This is a genomic window from Mucilaginibacter ginsenosidivorans (assembly GCF_007971025.1).
GTDB classification, from domain to species: domain Bacteria; phylum Bacteroidota; class Bacteroidia; order Sphingobacteriales; family Sphingobacteriaceae; genus Mucilaginibacter; species Mucilaginibacter ginsenosidivorans.
Map to the genome: position 1 here is coordinate 833,502 of NZ_CP042436.1, position 18,635 is coordinate 852,136.

At 43.5% G+C, this 18,635-nt stretch carries 13 protein-coding genes and 1 pseudogene; 6 read left to right on the forward strand and 8 right to left on the reverse strand.

The features are described 5' to 3' along the window. Positions 1-39 precede the first annotated feature (39 nt). Together FRZ54_RS03865 and FRZ54_RS03870 are read left to right on the forward strand one after the other, a co-directional pair. Positions 40-3,462: a DUF6443 domain-containing protein gene (locus tag FRZ54_RS03865; RefSeq protein WP_187359737.1), complete on the forward strand. Its 3,423-nt coding sequence runs from the start codon at positions 40-42 to the stop codon at positions 3,460-3,462. Between the two features lie 28 nt (positions 3,463-3,490). Continuing rightward, a complete protein-coding gene (locus FRZ54_RS03870) occupies positions 3,491-4,189 on the forward strand; it encodes a hypothetical protein (protein WP_147030334.1) in 699 nt (232 codons plus the stop codon). A 62-nt stretch (positions 4,190-4,251) separates the two neighbouring features. Here the strand turns inward: FRZ54_RS03870 and FRZ54_RS03875 are convergent, their stop codons facing one another. Further along, the gene (locus FRZ54_RS03875; protein WP_228462614.1) at positions 4,252-4,719 is read right to left on the reverse strand and encodes a helix-turn-helix transcriptional regulator; all 468 of its coding nucleotides are present in this window, start codon (positions 4,717-4,719) and stop codon (positions 4,252-4,254) included. A gap of 4 nt (positions 4,720-4,723) precedes the next feature. Between FRZ54_RS03875 and FRZ54_RS03880 the strand changes: the two are divergent. Continuing rightward, a pseudogene (locus tag FRZ54_RS03880) lies at positions 4,724-5,212 on the forward strand (magnesium chelatase subunit ChlI family protein); the annotation flags it as partial. Positions 5,213-5,302: 90 nt separating this feature from the next. On the opposite strand, the gene FRZ54_RS03885 reads toward FRZ54_RS03880, so the two are convergent. The 3 genes from FRZ54_RS03885 to FRZ54_RS03895 form a co-directional block, all read right to left on the reverse strand. Beyond that, on the reverse strand, positions 5,303-6,535 hold the full coding sequence (locus tag FRZ54_RS03885; protein ID WP_147030336.1) for a metallophosphoesterase family protein: 1,233 nt from the start codon (positions 6,533-6,535) through the stop codon (positions 5,303-5,305). Between the two features lie 118 nt (positions 6,536-6,653). Then, positions 6,654-7,484, reverse strand: coding sequence for a GH25 family lysozyme (locus tag FRZ54_RS03890; RefSeq protein ID WP_147030337.1), 831 nt, complete (start codon positions 7,482-7,484; stop codon positions 6,654-6,656). Positions 7,485-7,619: 135 nt separating this feature from the next. Then, complete coding sequence (locus FRZ54_RS03895) at positions 7,620-9,518, reverse strand: PAS domain-containing sensor histidine kinase (protein ID WP_147030338.1); 1,899 nt, start codon at positions 9,516-9,518, stop codon at positions 7,620-7,622. Between the two features lie 252 nt (positions 9,519-9,770). On the opposite strand from FRZ54_RS03895, the gene FRZ54_RS03900 reads away from it, so the two are divergent. Further along, entirely contained in the window at positions 9,771-10,148 is a 378-nt protein-coding gene (locus FRZ54_RS03900) for a response regulator (RefSeq protein ID WP_147030339.1), read from the forward strand. A gap of 54 nt (positions 10,149-10,202) precedes the next feature. Here FRZ54_RS03900 and FRZ54_RS03905 read toward each other — a convergent pair whose 3' ends face one another. Continuing rightward, the gene (locus FRZ54_RS03905) at positions 10,203-13,124 is read right to left on the reverse strand and encodes an outer membrane beta-barrel protein (protein WP_147030340.1); all 2,922 of its coding nucleotides are present in this window, start codon (positions 13,122-13,124) and stop codon (positions 10,203-10,205) included. A 167-nt stretch (positions 13,125-13,291) separates the two neighbouring features. After that, complete coding sequence (locus tag FRZ54_RS24325; RefSeq protein ID WP_187359738.1) at positions 13,292-14,203, reverse strand: hypothetical protein; 912 nt, start codon at positions 14,201-14,203, stop codon at positions 13,292-13,294. Between the two features lie 210 nt (positions 14,204-14,413). Here FRZ54_RS24325 and FRZ54_RS03915 point away from each other — a divergent pair, with 210 nt between their 5' ends. Continuing rightward, positions 14,414-14,686, forward strand: coding sequence for a hypothetical protein (locus tag FRZ54_RS03915; protein ID WP_147030341.1), 273 nt, complete (start codon positions 14,414-14,416; stop codon positions 14,684-14,686). 57 nt (positions 14,687-14,743) lie between these two features. On the opposite strand, the gene FRZ54_RS03920 is transcribed toward FRZ54_RS03915, so the two are convergent. Beyond that, entirely contained in the window at positions 14,744-15,994 is a 1,251-nt protein-coding gene (locus tag FRZ54_RS03920; RefSeq protein WP_228462615.1) for an aspartyl protease family protein, read from the reverse strand. Between the two features lie 55 nt (positions 15,995-16,049). Between FRZ54_RS03920 and FRZ54_RS03925 the strand changes: the two genes are divergently transcribed. Beyond that, positions 16,050-17,375 (forward strand): D-alanyl-D-alanine carboxypeptidase/D-alanyl-D-alanine-endopeptidase, encoded by a 1,326-nt coding sequence (locus tag FRZ54_RS03925; RefSeq protein ID WP_147030343.1) that lies wholly within the window; start codon positions 16,050-16,052, stop codon positions 17,373-17,375. On the opposite strand, the gene FRZ54_RS03930 is transcribed toward FRZ54_RS03925, so the two are convergent. Further along, on the reverse strand, positions 17,376-18,371 hold the full coding sequence (locus tag FRZ54_RS03930) for a YihY/virulence factor BrkB family protein (protein ID WP_147030344.1): 996 nt from the start codon (positions 18,369-18,371) through the stop codon (positions 17,376-17,378). Between the last annotated feature and the right edge of the window lie 264 nt (positions 18,372-18,635).

Genomic DNA, 18,635 nt, shown 5'->3' on the forward strand with positions numbered 1-18,635 from the left:
AAGGTGTCGATTTTTAAGTTGAAAGCTGGAAATATAAAGATGAAAATTACATTGGCTACGGTGTTGGTGGTCGCAGCCTTTCATACCTATGCGCAAACGCAAACTAATAACTATATCCGCACCCAAACGCCGCGCATCAGCGGAATTACCAACGACAGCCTGATGGCCGTTAACAATACCGACAAAACCAAGGTACAGATAGCCATACAATATGTTGACGGTTTGGGCAGGCCGATTCAAACGATACAAAAGCAAGGCTCGCCTTTAGGCTACGATATGATCAGCCCGCAGGCCTATGATGCATATGGCCGGGAAGTGAAGAAATACCTGACCTACACGCCGCAAACAGGAACAGCGGGCAGCTACCGCCCCAACGCGGTCAGTTCCGACCAGCGAACTTTTTACGCCACACCGCCGTCAGGGTCGGGGGTGACGGCCATTACCGATCCGTATGCACAAACCATTTTCGACAATTCGCCGTTGAGCCGCACCCTAGAACAGGGCGCACCGGGAGTGCCCTGGCAACCTGCTGCCACCGTGGCTGACAGCGGGCACACGGTAAAAATGGTGTACAAAACCAATAACGATACGTTATTTTCCGCAGACTCCATCAAAGGCCGGCGTGTCGCCAATTATTACGTAACCATTGACTCCACCAATAAACGAACCCTGCATAACAACAGCTACTATGCCGCCAACACGTTAACGGTTACTATTAGTAAAGATGAGAATTGGGTAAGCGGGCGTGCAGGGACGGTAGAGGAATACAAAGACATTGATGGACAGGTGATCCTGAAAAGAGCGTATAATTATAAGAGCGGCGCGGTTGAGATGCTGTCCACGTATTACGTGTACGATGACCTGGGCAAACTGGCTTTTGTGCTGCCGCCCCTTTCGGGAGCGGATGGTGCGGTTGCCATATCCGACACTACACTAAATAACCTATGCTATCAATACGGGTACGATGAACGCGAGAGGCCCATTGCCAAAAAGATCCCAGGTAAGGGCTGGGAATATACCGTGTATAACACGATGGACATCCCGGTAGCTACACAGGACAGCCTGCAACGCGCGAACAAGCAATGGATATTTACCAAATATGACGCACTGAACCGGCCTATCTGGACGGGTATATGGAACAATGGCGGCACGGCCATATCCCGGGCAAGTCTGCAAACCACACTGAACGGGATAAGCAGCAATCTCTACGAAGCCACCGGTAGCAGCGGCAATGGTTACACCAATGTGGCATGGCCCACAACAAATGTGACCGCTACACTCACCCTGGATTATTACGACGGGTACAGCGTACCGGGTACACCAACTAAATACATCTTAGCAAGTGGCGTAAGCAAGCTGACGCGAGGCCAGCCGACAGCGAAAAAGACCGCCGTGCTAAACACGCCAACAAACCAGCTTTGGGATGTGATGTACTATGACGACCTCGGAAGAAGTATCAAAACGTATGCTCAGCATTATTTAGGGGGTACCCTGGACACTAATAATTATGACCTGACCAGCATTACTTACAATTTTACCAATCAGCAAACCACTACTTCCAGACAGCATTGGAATACCGCAAGCACCTTAAATCCATTAGTGACTATTGCCAACACCTATTTATACGACCACATGGGCCGCAAGCTAAAGACATGGGAACAGATACAAAACGGGAACAGCACGCCCACAACCAAGACATTGGTTTCCAAGATCGATTACAACGAGATCGGCCAGGTATCAAACAAGCATTTGCATAGTTTAGATAGTACCACTTTTTTACAGAATATACCCTATACCTACAATGAACGGGGTTGGCTGCTCACCAGTGGCGCGGCCTTATTTTCTATGCGCTTGTATTACAATACCAGCATCACCCCACAGTATAACGGCAATATTGCGCAACAATACTGGGGTGTTTCCGGGAACCTCAACAATCATTATAATTACATTTATGATCGTTTGAACCGGCTGCTATCAGGTGGTGCCACAACAGGTGCCAGTGAGAATCCGGTAACGTATGACTTGCACGGGAATATCACCAGCCTGAAGCGTTTCCAGAACAGCGTCGTTATCGATAATTTGGGCTACCTATATACCGGCAACCAGCTGACCCGTGTGAACGATGTGACCAGCAGCAATACGGGAATGCCTGCCGGGTTAACGTACTATACGTACGACGGTAACGGCAATATGCTGACCGATACCAATTCGGTTAACACAGCGCAGAATAAAACGTTTACGTATAACCTGCTAAACCTGCCGCAAACGGTAAAGGTTGCGCATGGACAGTTAACCTATACGTACGACGCTGCTGGCAACAAACTGCGAAAGGTTTCGGTTATAAGCGGCGTTACCCATACGACGGATTATATAAGCGGCATAGAATACGATGGCGGCACAACCGATACCTTAAACTTTATTCAAACTGAGGAAGGCAAGGTGGCAAAGCTTGGGGCAAGCTATGATTACACTTATTACTTAGGCGATAACCTGGGTAATACGCGTATTACTTTTGGAACCAAGACAGGTACGGCTATTGTTTACCAAAAGAACGACTACTATCCATTTGGGATGCTGGCTAAGGACAGTGTTGCCGTCGGTAGAAATGAATATCTTTACAATAAAAAGGAGTTACAAGAGGAAACACAAGAGTACGATTACGGTGCACGGTATTATGATCCGGTAATTGCGCGATGGATAACAATCGATCCGTTGACAGAGAAGTCTAGGAGATTAACGCCGTATAGTTATGCTCTTAATAATCCACCAAGAATGATTGACCCGGACGGAATGCGTTCTAAAGATAGTATCGCGATGGATGAGAATAATTGGGCAACTTTAAGAGCTTCGTTTGGTATGAGTTCAAATTCAATAACAGCCAATTATTCAAATTCGGAAACATCTACCGATGATAATACGCCTGAACAGAATCAAGGTACAAATAATGAGTCAAGTACTAAAGAAGAAGATAAACCACGTAATGGTATTACAGTTACTCATAGAACTTTAGGACCTTTAGTTAGTAAATTGACGGACTATTATTATCAAACAATTCAACCTTTTACACAAACTGTAGTTGGAGAAGAAGGTTCCGAAAGTACAACGAATCTCACTTATGTGGGAAACAAATTTGAAGGGTCCGATTTTACAAAACATGGTGTGGGAATTACTTCAGGTGGTGACGTATTATACACAAAAACAGTGGGAAATGTTACAACGACTTATATCCTACAACACGCAAGTGTTGCAGTTGAAATTTCAACCACTGTAAATGGAATATCAACAGGGACTATTACAACAACTTATCCAAGAGTTAGAAGGGGGTTTGTTTCATTTTCAAAGAGTTTTGAAGGACTTATCGAACAAGGGTTAAGAACGATATTCCCCCCCCAGGACAATAAAAAGAATCCTTTTCTCCCATTACCTGGACAAAAGATTCCATTTCCAATACCAGAACCTTAATAAGTAAAATATATAAGTAAAAAATATTATGAAAAGAGTAGTAGTAGTAGTTATTTCTGTGTTTTCTATCATAGTTTTAATTAAAAGTTGCCAAATTTGGACCTCATCCAACGCTTTAAAAGTGAACAAGGAAATATCTAGGCTCGATTCGAATACATATTCCAAGTCTTTTCCAGCAGATTACCTGAACTTGTTTTTAGATAAAAAAAATATTGTTATCGACAGCAGCCTTATTAGTAAACACAGAAGCCCTGTTACGGAATTCCACACGGAAAAATATTATATACAAGTATATAGAATACCTTCATCAGCTAAATTTTCTACAAAAAGTAATATTATATACAAAACAAATAATACTTCTGAGATGTCTCGGAATACTTATTATGTTGACGCCACTACTATTTCACAATTTAAGGTAAAATATAAACTAGACTCTACACAACCTATTTCTTCATTGTATTTCAGTCTATTTGGCAGCCAAACTCAACTTATTAGAACAAATGACAGTATCGCGTATTACTTTTCTAATTTTTCTAATTTTTCAATAAGATTCAAGGAAGGAAATGTAATTGATATTTATGGAAAAGTGGGGAACAAAAACCGTGAGATACCTATTGAGATAATGTTTCTTAAAAGAAAAGAGTGCATTTATTTTATTTTACTAGCTAATAGAAATTTTTCTTTACACTTGGAACATAATGCTCTTTTTGATTTGATTACTAAATAGCCCAATAGCTCTCTTTAAATATGAACGTCAATTTTTTTGTGGTTAATGTTAAAAAACCACTTCTACAAAAAGTGGTTGGTTCTTAAATAAGTTGGCAACTTAGCCAATAAATTTAAAATAGTTAATTGTGCCAATGTTGACATCACTCTTTTACCGCATTCCAATTTTGCAAAGGTGACTGGATCGACATGAACTAACTGTGCAAATCGCTTAATCGAATATCCGTTGCATAACCGCACATGCCGTAGCCTGCCAGAGACCGTTTCAATATCATGATTAAACGGATTATATTGTAGGAACGCCAGAATCTTCGGGTAAAAGCGCACTTGTGGCTTGCTTCGTCCATTTTCCCAAGCCGTGATGCTATCTTCGTCAACATTGAGAATTTCGGCCACGGCTTTTTGTAGTAAGCCACGTTCCATTCGCACTTTCCGAATATGTTTGCCAAGTGTTTGAGGGTTGTCGGGAATGCGTACAACATTAGGATTTTCAACTATTTTTGTCTTTGTGAGGATTGTAGAAAAGTTCACGCCACCATGCCCCTGTGGCTACTACAACCACCCAGAGAAGGAATGTACCTGTCCGCCTGGAACGGTTCAGAAATATTTAAGTAAAATATCAGGCCCGTTGCTTGACCGCATCGACCTGCATGTGGAAGTAACGCCCGTTAATTTTTCTGAACTTTCATCGGAAAGGTTGGCGGAGAAAAGCGAGGATATCCGTGACCGGGTGATCAAAGCACGCGAAATACAAACGGAACGTTTTGGTAATAAGCCAGAGCTGCATGCCAATGCCCAGATGAGCCCGCAGATGGTGAGAGACATTTGCAAGATCAATACTGCCGGGCAAACCCTGCTTAAAAAGGCGATGGAAAAATTGGGTTTAAGCGCGCGGGCTTATGACCGTATTTTGAAAGTGTCGCGTACCATAGCCGACCTATCCGGCAGCGACGAGATCAAACTGGAGCATTTGGCCGAGGCGATACATTTCAGAAGCTTGGACAGGGAAGGCTGGGCGGGGTGATTTTGGGTGACTAGCAGAGCACCTGTTGAAAACCTGATGTAAGCTAAGGTTCAACAGGTGCCAATAATATGCCGGGTATCGGTGTGATGGTTAGTTAGAGATCATTGTGTGCGTCTTCAGATCAACAGTTACAGCATCGCTGTAGCTTTTTTGATCTGGATCGTCGTCATGATATTCTATTCTTAATTGTTTGCTATCACAAACTAACCGTAAGTACCCGTAGTTTTTATCATCGTAACTTTCAAATATTAAATCTTTTGTGAGGTTGATGGGCGCTCTTAAAGCCGTGGTTTTTGTGCTTTTCAAAGACAAGCAGTTATGACCGCTGTTGCCAATGATAATATAGGGGATATCAAAATCGCCGACTGTGCGGGTAAAGCGCTGTTGATTATGTGCATGACCCGATATAACGGCGTGCGGCCAAAAATCAGCTTCTTTGCAGGCATCGTCTATTTCTTTCAACATTTTTGGGCTGCCTCCATGATCGCCGCCCCATGCAAAAGGCGGGTGATGTACCGCTACAATTACAGCATTGCCCGAATTTTTTACACGTTTTAATTGTGAAGTTAAAAAGGCGAGTTGCTCATCAGATACAGGCGAATCGGCATGCCCTTCGCTTGATATCACACCCGGGTCCTCAAGAACATTGCTATAAAGGCCTATTATGGTAACGAATGGGGCATCAAAAGCAAAATAAACCGCTGGCTGTATCATTGTTGTTCGGCTAAGCCCGCCAGCGTCAGTAGAGGTGACCGGTTTTTCAGTTACAAAATTCCTGAGAAAAGCGTCAAGCGTAGGCGTAGGATCGGTCTCATAAACCAGCCCGTCATGATTACCGGGTATTGCCAATATAGGAGCTTGATAATTTCGAAAAGGTTCATAAAATTGGTCATAATAATATTTCCCTTCGCCGAAGCTATAAACAATGTCTCCTAAATGAAATAAAAAACGGGGCGCTTCTCCGTCAGGCTCGCCTAAAAAATCGTTTTGAAGTTTGTCCGTCACTTTATCGATATTCTTTGGGCCCCCGGTTGGGCCGGTATCGCCAACCATGTGAAATACAATCTTTCCTTCTTTCTGTATGTCCTTTATGATTTTATTCCCTTCGGACCTTCCGAGAACGGTTTCTAATTTCAGAACCAGATTGTCAGGATTTTTGGGTTTAGGAATAGGCTGAAGTAATTTTTTCTGTACCAGGTTATAAGCCTCTTGATCTGACAGGTGTTTCAGCCTGAATTTTGTCGGATCGGGGGTTACTTGCGTTTCGCCGAAGCGGGGTGGTTGATTGGCGCCCGCCCGAGTCTTGGTTTTCTTAGCGTTCATGATGGGATAGGTTTAAAGGGTTAAATGGATTGTCAATTCGATAGCAAGATTTGGTTTAGTGATTAATGATTGTTTTAGGTGGTTTATTTTAGCTTATTTGATGGCTTATTTAGACCGTTCAACCTATCAACGCCAGCTTTTTTAAAGCGCCCATACCGCCTTTAATAAGGTTTTGATCGCGTTGACCGGCTGATTCATCTTCAGCACCATAGTATTGCCAAATGGCATAGTCGTTCCAGCCGGGCGGCAGCCCGGGTTGATTGACTTGATAAGACGCTATCCACAAGGGGTTGTTACCAAATGTTGCCGGGTTGCCAAGGTACTCTTTCCAGAAACTTTTGTAGCTATAGATAACCGGGGTACGGCCCGTTCGCGTTTGCACAAGCTGCAGCCAATCGCTGATGAGTTGGACGCAGGCGCCACGGTTTTGAAGTATATATGGGTTCAGGCTATCGGGCACCTGTTCCTCGATATCTAAGGCCGGAGGCAGCGTGCCGGGGGCTGAAAAATCCAGGCCGCAATTGAGGAAATTGTCCACTTGTGATTCGGCTGAGTCCTGGAACGTAAGGAAATGATAGGCGCCATAAATAAGCTGTTTTTGTTTAAGGGCGCCGATATAGCTTTGAAACATTGGGTCGGTAAAAGTGGCGCCCTGGCTTGCCTTGCAATATACAAATTGTATATGCGGCGACAGGCCGGCCCAATTGATGCTGCCGTTATGGTGGGATATATCTAGTCCCTGTGGTACGAGGTTGTCGAGAGCGGTCCATGTGTTTGGCCCCACCACGCCGTCGGCGCTCAGCTCGTGATCAGTTTGGAACTGTGTTACAATGGCTTTGGTGCCGTTACCAAAATCGCCATCAATGGTAACATTGTAGCCTAAAAAAGAAAGATCACGCTGCAGTAATTGTACTTCGGCTCCTACTGAACCTACGGAAAGTGTGCTCATGCTATAGGGGATTAAATTTCGGATATAGCCTTATTTGTCTTAATAAAATTAAGCTTAAAACAGATAAATGAATGCCGTGTAATCACGGTATTTCAGCCGTGAAAACACGGGAATTTTTAGAAGACCGTCTGCGGGTTACGCCGGCAATTGTACAATAAATTCACATCCTTCGCCTGGCTTGCTTTTAATGCGTATGGTGCCGCCAAGCGCTTCAACCTGCGTTTTCACCATAAAAAGCCCCATACCTTTTCCCTCTACGGTGTTATCAAAACGTTTATAGAGCCCGAAAAGCTGCGATGTGTATTTTTCGAGATCAATGCCCTTTCCGTTGTCTTTGAAACGCAGTTCGATCCGGCTCTTCAACCGGTGACTTTTGATGGTTATCATTGGGGCGATGCCGGGCCTGTGATATTTGATGCTATTGGATGCCAGGTTATAAAATATGCTGTACAGGTAGCTGCGGACACTAAAAATAGATTCAACCTCGTCAAAAAAGCAGCGAAATTGAACGTGTTCATTTACGATGACATTGTAGATGCTCGTCCTTATCGTATCCATCAGTTCGCGGAAATAGATCACTTCCTTTTTTTCATTTACCAGTTCCCGGGCTTGTAAAATCTGGTTAAGATCTTTTATTACCGCATCCATGTTTTTTATAGAATGGGATACTTTATCGATCACTTCTTTTCTAATGCCGGGGTCCTGTTCATTTTCTTTCAACATGTCGGCAAGCGCAATAATGTTGGCTACAGGTGCCCGCAAATTGTGTGAAATGATATAAGTGAATTGTTCAAGATCTTTATTATGCTGTATAAGGTCCGTAGTTATCCGTTCGCGCTCTAAAGTAGCTTGCTTTGCCTCTGTAATGTCCTTGTTGGCCAATATGAATCCCCAGTTTTTACCATGTTCATCTTTAACATTCAGCCATCGTACATCGTTCCATTGTACCGATCCATCGTCCCTGGTATAATTCAATTCATAGCTTATGGTTTCACCCGTACTTACTCTATCCAGTATTTCCGCAATGAACGGCCATCTTTCATCTGAAAAATATGCTTTTACAGACTCGTTTATAACCAGAGGCTTCCTGTTTTGGCTGGCCGAATACTTCTGAGCCAGCGCATTAAATGACATAATGACCAGGTCAGTATTAAACAATACATATGCGGTATCTGTGTTGTCAAAAATTGTCCGCAGGTTGGCTGCCGACTTTTTCAGAGCTTCTTCATCCGCTTTTCGCTGAGTAATGTCTGTAACCATTGCCAACGCGCCTTTGTAAACGCCGTTTTCGTCAAATATTGGGTTGGCCGAAATATTGGCCCAAACATCATGGCCCCCGCTGGTCTTATATCGTATATCGAGGTTTTCTTTTGATCCCTTTCGTCTCCGTTCCATGCAGGCTATGGCATATTCCCGGCCTTCATCGTCCATAAAATCATAAAGTCCCTTTCCCATCATTTCTTCCGGCTTATAACCTAAAATATCAGCCATTTTTTTATTAACGAAATTGGTCCGTTCATTTTCATCGATGGTCCATATTCCTTCCTGGGCGGTTTCCACTATTTGCCGGTAACGGCTTTCGCTTTGCCTGTGTTTTTCTTCAGCATCCCGGCGCGGCGTGATATCCCTCGTCACACCATCGATCCGGACCAGTCTGCCTGTATCATCGAGGGTAGGTACGACCTTGTTCTCAACCCAGCAGATGCTTTTATCTTTGCGTATTATCCGGTATTCATTGCTTACCTTTTCGCCGCGCCGCAGTATTTGGTCTTCACTGTCAATAATGTGCCTGTCATCGGGATGAACAAGGCCGAACCAGAACAAAGGGTCAGCAAGAAAATCTGCTTGTTTATAGCCGAACAGTTTCTCGCATGCGTTAGATATCTGCATTACCCTCATATCAACCATATCCACTGTGAAGAAAACCTCGTCCAGGGCATTAAAGAACGAGATCATTTCGTGATACAAGCTACCCCGCAAAGCCTGGGGCGCCATGGCTGCATCATAATTATCGTCTTTCGTCCTATTATCCACCGGGTTTGAACAGTTATTATTTGTTAAAAATAACTAATACACTTTTGCAGAATGCAGAAAGATTATAAAGTTTATAAAACGACAGGTCAGCGGGGATATGCCCGTGATAAATATCAATTTTCTGTAAAACGTTATTATTAAGCTTCTTATAGGGTCATTCAGGTTTTATAAATATACATATTTGATTTATTTAAAAAAAATGAAACATTTGCAGTTAATAAGTGTATAAACTACGTTCAGGCCCTTTCTTTAATGAGTATAAAACCCAACAAAAAAGTTATCATTTTTGATGATGACGAGGATATTTTATCTATATGCACTTACGTATTGGAAGAACGCGGATGGGAGGTCCACACGTTTACCAATTGTAATGCGGTTACCCAAAAAGTGGCCCAAATAGGCCCGGATGTTATTTTGATGGATAACCGGATACCCGATGCCGGCGGTATTGAGGCCACCCAAAAGCTAAAAAGTAACGATTCTTTAAAAAATATACCGGTAATTTATTTTTCGGCCGATAGTGATATACAATCGCTGGCTGCCCACGCCGGAGCCGAAGCATTCCTGGCCAAACCGTTTGACTTATATGATATGGAAAAAGTCATAGACAGGACGATAAACGGTCACTAAGACAAAAGCCTTTCTTAATTCAGAAAAGGCTTTCATATCAGGTTTAAAACATCTTTAATCTGTACCTGGTCCCCCTTCTCCGTTGCCCCTGCGCCCGCCGCCATTTCTAAATCCCCTTTCAAAATTTTGAGTCGGAGCCTTGCCGGCGAATTTTTGGAGTCGCAGGGTAAATGTTGCCAGGTAATAACGTGATAGCCTGTTAACATGTGATTCGGTAAATGAACTGGCAGTTGTTGATGAAGAAAAGCCGGTATTTTGATTGAAAAGGTCGAACGCGGCAATGCGTATCGTCGCCTGGTTATGTTTCAGGAACCGGCGTTCGAGATACAGGTTAAGGATATTCGGGTTGGTGACTTTTACTGCTGAGCTGTAACCATAATTGATCGCCTTTGCGTAGTCATAACTAAAGGTCCAGTCCTTCAGAATATATTGTTTGCCATTTAAACCGATGTTCCAGGTTCGTATGTTGCCAGTGCCATTGGTGATGGAATTGTCAACCGAATTGCTGGTGTGATTGATGGCGTAACTGGTGAGCGCCTGCATATCCATTACGTCGGTAATATCAATCCGTATGCGTGCCTGCGGGGTAAATTGTAAGTTTTTAGCCACGTTTTTTACCGTGGTCGAATCGAAGGTTGCCGGAGTTATATCGGTTAGGTAACCAACATTGTTGCTATAACCGACGTTCGCGCCCAAATAAAGTGTGAATTTCCTTTTATCCCAGGGCTTGCCATATAGCACCGTGCCGTTGATGGTATAATAGCCGTCGGCATTTAAATACCTGGTAAGGAACGTATTTGAAAGCCTCGGATTTGGCGTGTAATTGCCCGGGTAGGTAATTGTATTGGTTACTACCTGGTTATTGATCTGCTGGAATGACAGGTTGCTGAAAAATATGTCGCCGGTGGCAAAACTGAATTTGTTATACCTGATCGTAAAGTTGTTGGTAAACTGCGGCTTTAGGTTCGGATTACCTGCGACAAGATACGTTGCATTGGACAGGTCCAGCGTAGGCTGTAACTGGGTGAAGCTTGGCTGACTGGATGATCCATTGTAATTTACTGTAAACATCTGTCCGCGTGAGAAGTTGTACACATATCTTGCTGTAGGTATAAAGTTGAACGTACTAACGTGGGTAGATGCACCGGTTAGCGGAGAATAACCGTCAAGCACGGAAGGCAAAGCCGCGACCCCGATGGTGAAGTTATATTTCTTTTCGACTTTTCTAAAGTTAAGACCCACACGGTTGGTAGTAAAAGTATAATTGTAGTTGGTACTAAGCGCACTATCCGGCAATAATGGTAATGACGGATCATCCAGCTCAGTTGTATCGGTTTCCTTTGTGTTTATGGTTAAGGAATGATTAAAATTATAACTCAATTCAAGGTAGGTGGTTTTACCAAGCGGTTCGATATAGGAAAGCGTGGTGCCTATGGTATTGGTGCGGCTGTGCACATTAATGATTTGATAGGTCGGTACGTTCGGCAGCCCGCTTATATAATTGTAAGTCGGATTTTGAAACTGATCGTTATGAGACGAACTGAAATTAATGTTTATACTTAGATTACGCCGATGCCCGAGCCTGCGGTTATATAAGGCATTAATACCAAAATTTGGCGAGGTGGAATTGCCGCCTGACAATGAATTATAAGCCGTGGTATCACCTCTTATAATGCTCACATTTTCGTTATCTGTCGTGTTCGTTTTGGCATAAGAAAATGTGGGTGTTATTTTCAAATAATTGACCGTGTCGGGTTTATATTCCATGTTCCAGGTAAGCCGGTGATTGATATTCTGGTCTACTTCATTGGCAACCTGGTTTGTATTACTTGGATTTGCCTGTGAAAAATTTTGCTGGAGATTGGTGCTGGTAGTTGAGGTGGTATTGTCGGCGAAGCTATAACTGCCGTAAACGGATAGATGTTTTCCCCATTGATCGCGGAAGTTTGCACCGATAGAATGCGCATCGGTTATGCCATTTCGGGTTGTTATCAGGCTGCCGCTGGCTCCGCCTCCGCGTCCGGCGTTCCCCCTGCCGCCCCCTCCGCCAAAGCCACCACCCCCTCCCGGAGAGCCAAACGAAAATGTATTGACGTTTGTGTTATTAATGCTGCCCAACAGCGCTATTTGCTGATCGCCGTTGAAACGAAAGGAATTCAATGTGCCCAGGTAACGATTCTGATTAGGTATCCCCTGGCTGGCTGGCAGCGCATCCTCTCCATCACCGCCGGTTGCTTGCAGGGAATAACCGTAGTTCCTGTCCTTGCGAATGGTGATATTCATTATCTTATCAGGCTCTCCTGTCTTAATACCGGTTAGATTAGCCTGGTCGCCATAGTCATCAATTATCTGTATATTTTCAACTATATCTGCAGGAAGGTTTTTAGTTGCGCTTTGTACATCGCCACCCATAAAATCTTTGCCGTTGATACGAACTTTGGTTATTTGTTTGCCCTGAGACGAGACGTTTCCGTTTACGTCCACATCTACGCCGGGTAGTTTTTTAACAAGGTCTTCCACCGGGGCGTTGTCGCGTACTTTATAGGCGCTGGCTTTATATTCTACGGTGTCTTCTTTTAAAACTATAGGGTTAACCCCAACTATGGTTACTCCGGCCAGCGTGTGAGAGTCCGACTTTAGAATAATAGGATCGAGCACTGCAGGTTTGGTGTCGTTGTCGAGCGCGTAGTGCCTTATCAGGTTTTGATACCCGAGGGAGGATAATGTGATTGTAAACTTAGTTCCGTTAACCGATGGAAAAACAAATTTCCCGTTACCGTCGGCAACCGCTACAGTGCTATCACCTCTGTCGGATATTAATTTTATGGTTGCCCCTGGTATGCCCAGCCTCGTGGAATCGATAACTGTTCCATCTACTTCGCGCCCGCTTTGGGCATAGGATGATAAGGAAAGTATAAAAGCAAAAAAAAGGGCAAGTAGAATTTGTTTCGATACTTTATTAATGTCAAAATACATAAGGGTACTACAATTTTCCGTTACAAAGTTTCGACATAAAACCTTCAATTAATTAATAATCATAGCATTGTTACATGCAAAATCTTCTAAATCATAGTATTGTTACAAAATATAAAAGCCCCCCGGCATTACCGGGGGGCTTGACTTATAAAAGCTAATGATTGATCTTAGTTTCTCAGGTTCAGGGCCGAGGCTACCTGGCTATAATTCTTAAAGTTAAGATGTGGGTGACTTACGTTCAACTGAGTAAGAGATGTTCCCGGTATGACCACGATCTTGAAGTCAAGATTTACCTGTGACGGGCTTGCTTTAACCGTAATCTTACCTACAGCAATAGAAAGTATGCTGATCTGCGTACCTGCGTCGGAGTAAGGAAGCGGGTACCAAATGCCGGTAGTGCCGTTAGGCCTGAAATATACAAGCACTGTGCCCTGGTCAAGTACCGATTGGTCGATTGCCGGCACTGCAATATCAGTACCCGTAACGATAACCGAAATGTTGCTTTTCAGGTAAGTATTTACCTGTGCGTTACCGTCGGCACCTGTTGCTCCCGTTGCTCCGGTTGCACCTGCAGAGCCTGTTGCACCGGTGGCGCCAGTAGCTCCATTAGCCCCAGTTGCGCCGGTAGCACCCGTTGCTCCATTAGCACCCGTTGCTCCGGTAGCTCCGTTGGCACCTGTAGCACCCGTCGCTCCGTTAGCACCTGTAGCCCCCGTTGCTCCATTGGCACCTGTAGCTCCCGTTGCTCCGTTGGCACCGGTAGCACCTGTAGCCCCCGTTGCACCATTGGCACCGGTAGCGCCTGTTGCTCCGTTCGTACCATTGGTCCCGTTGGTTCCATCATTTCCTGTAGCACCCGTTGCACCGGTAGCGCCGGTTGGGCCTGTCGGACCTCCTGCGGGCCCCTGCGGACCTTGCGGCCCCTGTGGACCGGTAGCGCCGGTAGCACCGGTGTTACCAGTAGAACCCGTAGCCCCTGTAGCACCTACAGGGCCGGGTGTTTTGTCTTTTTTACAACCGTTAATACTTATCAAACATGCTAAAAGTATCAGCGGTAGTATGTGTCTAATTTGTCTCATATAGGGTACGTTAAATAAATTAATTACGCTTTCTACGTTAAGAAATCGAATAGGTTACAGTTGCATATTGGGAAATATATTTTCTTACTATTTTATTCCTTAGCTCGGCCTGCTTCAAATAAGCTGCATTAACCTTTGTTTATAAAATGATTATCTGCAGTAAAAACAATGGGGTAATATTTTCGTTACCTTTAATAAATCATCTACCTCATGAAAAATATAGCTAATTCGTTGCACGGGCGTATTCACAATTGGATAGACGCCATCGGCTTCAGGCTCAACTCATCGCAAACCACGCCCCGCAGGGGCATTACGGTAAAGCATTACTTTTTTGAAACGTTCAATTTCCTGGAGAGATGGGATAAAAAACACCCTGAAAGATCAAAATTTATGTGTTTCGATGTCTATGGACAAAAAATGAATGTTAATTCCCTGCTCGATCTGCAGGCCGCCTTCTTCGAAAACATCAGTCAATTAAAGTAAAAGGGATACTAACACGTTATTTGCTTATTAGGCAAACGGAAGCAAATCTGCAAAGCTTCAGATCCTTCGTTTCAGGGTAAGTATTACCCTGTCATATTTATGGTCGTGGAAGACTTCGATGAGCAGGTTTCGACCGTCTTTTGATCTGAAAATATTATCTATTTCCTCCAGAGACATTTCCGCCACAGGTTTAAAATTTATCGCCGTAATTTCATCGTCCTTAACTAATCCAACTTCATCAGCCGACGAGCCTGGTTCAACCCTGCTTACGATAATGTGTTTAAAATCTTCGCCTCCCGCGTAATATTCTATTCCGCTCATATCATGTTCAAAGGGGTTGTGAAATGCTGCATTAGGTTTCAGGTACATGGCATTGTCCGGGTAATCAAATATGACATTAAAACGCTTAAGCAAGCCAATTCCCAGGTTTCCGTCCCTTGATACGGACATATATTTTAACGTGGTGGAATCGTAGTCGTTCGGGAAAGAAGTGATAACCTTTTTTATTTTATATTTTCCGACGTCGATTTCATCTATCCTGCTAAGAAAGCCAAAAATAGGACCGGCAAGCCCGACACCTAAATTTGCTGCGATGAATTTTTGAGGAAGGCCATGTTTCTTGATCATGTTTTCGAGCGAGACAGGGTGCCCTGCTCCAAGGTCGATGATCAGTTTGCACTGCTGCATTAAGCCATTTGGTAAAAGGACAACTGCCTGCATATAGGGTTTACGCGCTTCTACAGTAATGGGTATTTTTTCACCCCTTCGGAACAGGCGGACATCTTTCGGTCTGTAAACAGTAAGCGTGCTGTCAACAAAATTCATTTTTACCGCCAGGTTGTTGAAAAACTCATACCCCAACAACCCGTGTATTGGGATACCTACAAAGCCCGATAAGTTAAAATGTTCGGTCCTTAGCATGGTGGCTGCTACATCATAGCTGGTCAAATCGGGTATATCTATCTTTAGAGGGGGAGTGACATAGGCCTCAAAGTCATCACCCTCACCCAAGCCGGCTATTCTTATCGTTCGCTTACTTTGCAGATTTATCGAGTCTACCATTTTCGGGTCGGTTATTACCATCATCCCAACCCCGGTGTCCAATATAAAATTAAATGGCCCCTTGTCATTTATCTTTAGCTTGATAACAACGAGGTTCCTGATAAGCCTGAAATGTAAGGTAGAGGACTTGACGCCGTTATTCAGATCGAAATATTGCGCCTCTGCTGGCACACCAGTAAAGCATATCCATGTTATCAACGTTAAAGCAGGCAGGATAGAAGCCCTATGAAGTATTTTGAATAACAATTTGCTTATAATTGGATAATATAAATTTATAACAAAAACTTTAGTTATAGAAATAATGCGCCCAACGACAGCCAGAATAGTGTTAATAGCATGTTTTTCGTTACTTGTGTGTTCATGTGCTTATCGGGGAACCATCAGGAAACGAAAAATAGAAAAACTGTTTAAGCAGTCAGCGATAAGTAATGACCACTTTACCGGTTTTGCCTTGTATGACATGGATACCAAAAAGATGATCTATGAGTTGAATGATGATAAATATTTTACACCTGCATCCAACACAAAGCTTTTTACATTTTACACCTGCCTGCGAATACTTGGCGATTCTATCCCCGCATTCAGATATTCGGAGAGGGGAGACTCGCTAATCTTTTGGGGTACCGGCGATCCATCCTTCCTTCAAACGGGGCTCAGGGCTATAAACGGGTACAATTTTCTTAAAAACTCGAATAAGAAACTCTTCTTCTCGTCGGGCTTTTATAAAAACGATTTTTATGGCTCCGGGTGGGCATGGGACGACTATAACGATTATTACCAGGCAGAAATAACGGAGTTCCCAATAGAGGACAATGTTGCGGTTTTGTCATCGGATAAAACAGGCAGGCTACAGATAAGTCCCGCCGGGCTAAGTATTTACCTTAAATGTGATAGCAACTATAAACCAGCATCTTTCAAGGTGCGGCGCGATTTTTTGAGCAACACATTCGTTTACCCGGCGATGCCGGTACCCGCTGACTTTCACCAGGAGATACCGTGGAAAACAAGTACCGATTTGACCATTTCGTTGCTGCAGGACACTTTGAAAAAGCCGGTATATGAAGTTCATGTTCCAATGCCGGAAAATGCAAAAACTATCTGCGATGCCAACGCGGATACGGTTTACAGGCACATGCTGCAGCCAAGCGACAATTTTATTGCCGAGCAGTTATTGCTGGTGTGCTCGTCGGTGAAGTTCAATGCGCTGAATGCAGATTCCGTGATACGGTATTCGAAAGAACATTATCTTAACGACCTGCCAGATGTACCGCAATGGGTTGATGGTTCCGGCTTATCGAGATTCAATTTATTTACACCAAGAAGTATTGTTGCCTTGCTTTGTAAAATATCTGACCAGATGAAGAACGATAGTTTGCTGCATAGCCTGATGCCGGCCGGAGGAGTGGCGGGTACAATAAGAAAAGCGTATCAAACCGATAACGGCGTTCCCTTTGTTTGGGCCAAAACAGGTTCGCTGTCAAACAACCATAACCAAAGCGGTTATTTGATAACGCGAAAAGGAAAGCGCCTTGCCTTTTCTTTCATGAACAATAATTTTACACGGCCAAGCCGCGATATACGCGAAGAGATGGTTAGGGTAATGACCTATATCCACGAAAATTACTGATCAGGTTTTTTTGTTGCCCTGTGGTGCCGGTTTTTGAAGATTGCCCTGCAAGTCGGGGTTTTGTGGCGGCAATTCTTCGACCTCGAGCTCTACTTCGGTTTGCTCAATATGTACGGCGTATTCGGCAGGTTCAATACTGCTGCCTATGGCCTCAGCATATACCTGTGTAAATTCTGCGCCGATATACAATATGGCCGATGTGTAATAGATCCAAACCAGGATAATAATAAGCGAGCCCGCAGCGCCGTATGCCGAACCTTGTGCGGTGTATTTCAAATACAAGCCGATAAGATATTGACCGAGCATAAACAGGAGCGCGGTAAATATTGCCCCCGATCGTACATCGCGCCACTTAATTTTTGCATCGGGCAGGAATTTGAAAATGATACCAAATAATACGGCTATCACAACTAAGGTGATCGCGAGATTTATAAGATCGAAAAGTGTAACTGTAATGGCAGGAAGAAAATGGGTAAGCCGTTCACTTAAAGCATTAATGGCGATATTAATGATAAGGGATACAAGCAACAAGAACCCGAGGCTTATGATCAATGAAAAAGACAGGAAACGATTTTTTAGAAACTTGAGCCAGCCCTTTTTGGGTTTTGCTTTTACCCGCCAGATGATATTCAAAGAGTCTTGTATTTCAACGAACATGCTACTGGCTCCAATCAGCAGGATAACAATCCCAGCAATAAGCGCAACTCCGGTCTTTCCGGAAAGAGCAAGATGCTTTACAATTTCCTGCAGCTGAAGAGCTGCGTCCTTACCCATAAAATGTTGTATCTGGGCGTAAACGGTATCGTTGAAATTATAATGGCCAAGTACGAGGCTGGTTATCGAAATAACCAGTATTATAAGCGGGGCAATTGAAAAAACCGTGTAATAAGCCAGCGAAGCACTTAGCTTAAGCCCGTTATCGTTAATGAAACCCATAAAAGTAGCAACGATCACTTTCCACAGGTGTTTAAAATAGACTTTACTTAATACTTTCATATCAAGCTAATAAAGTGTTTTTTATCGCTTTTGTTTCAAAACGCTCCAGACCACTAAATATAAATATTTGATTTAAAGTATGTTAAAAAACTGACATGCCTGGCTTAATGCTTTTGATCGATGGAATATCAATATTTTCACCTAAAAATTTGGGAATTTGTTCAAAAAAAACCTAATTTTAGGCTTTAAGAGAAACAACTTCGGGGGTACAGACTTTTTGCAGAGAATGGCTTTCGAAGATGATAAAACTAACTTTTAATTGTT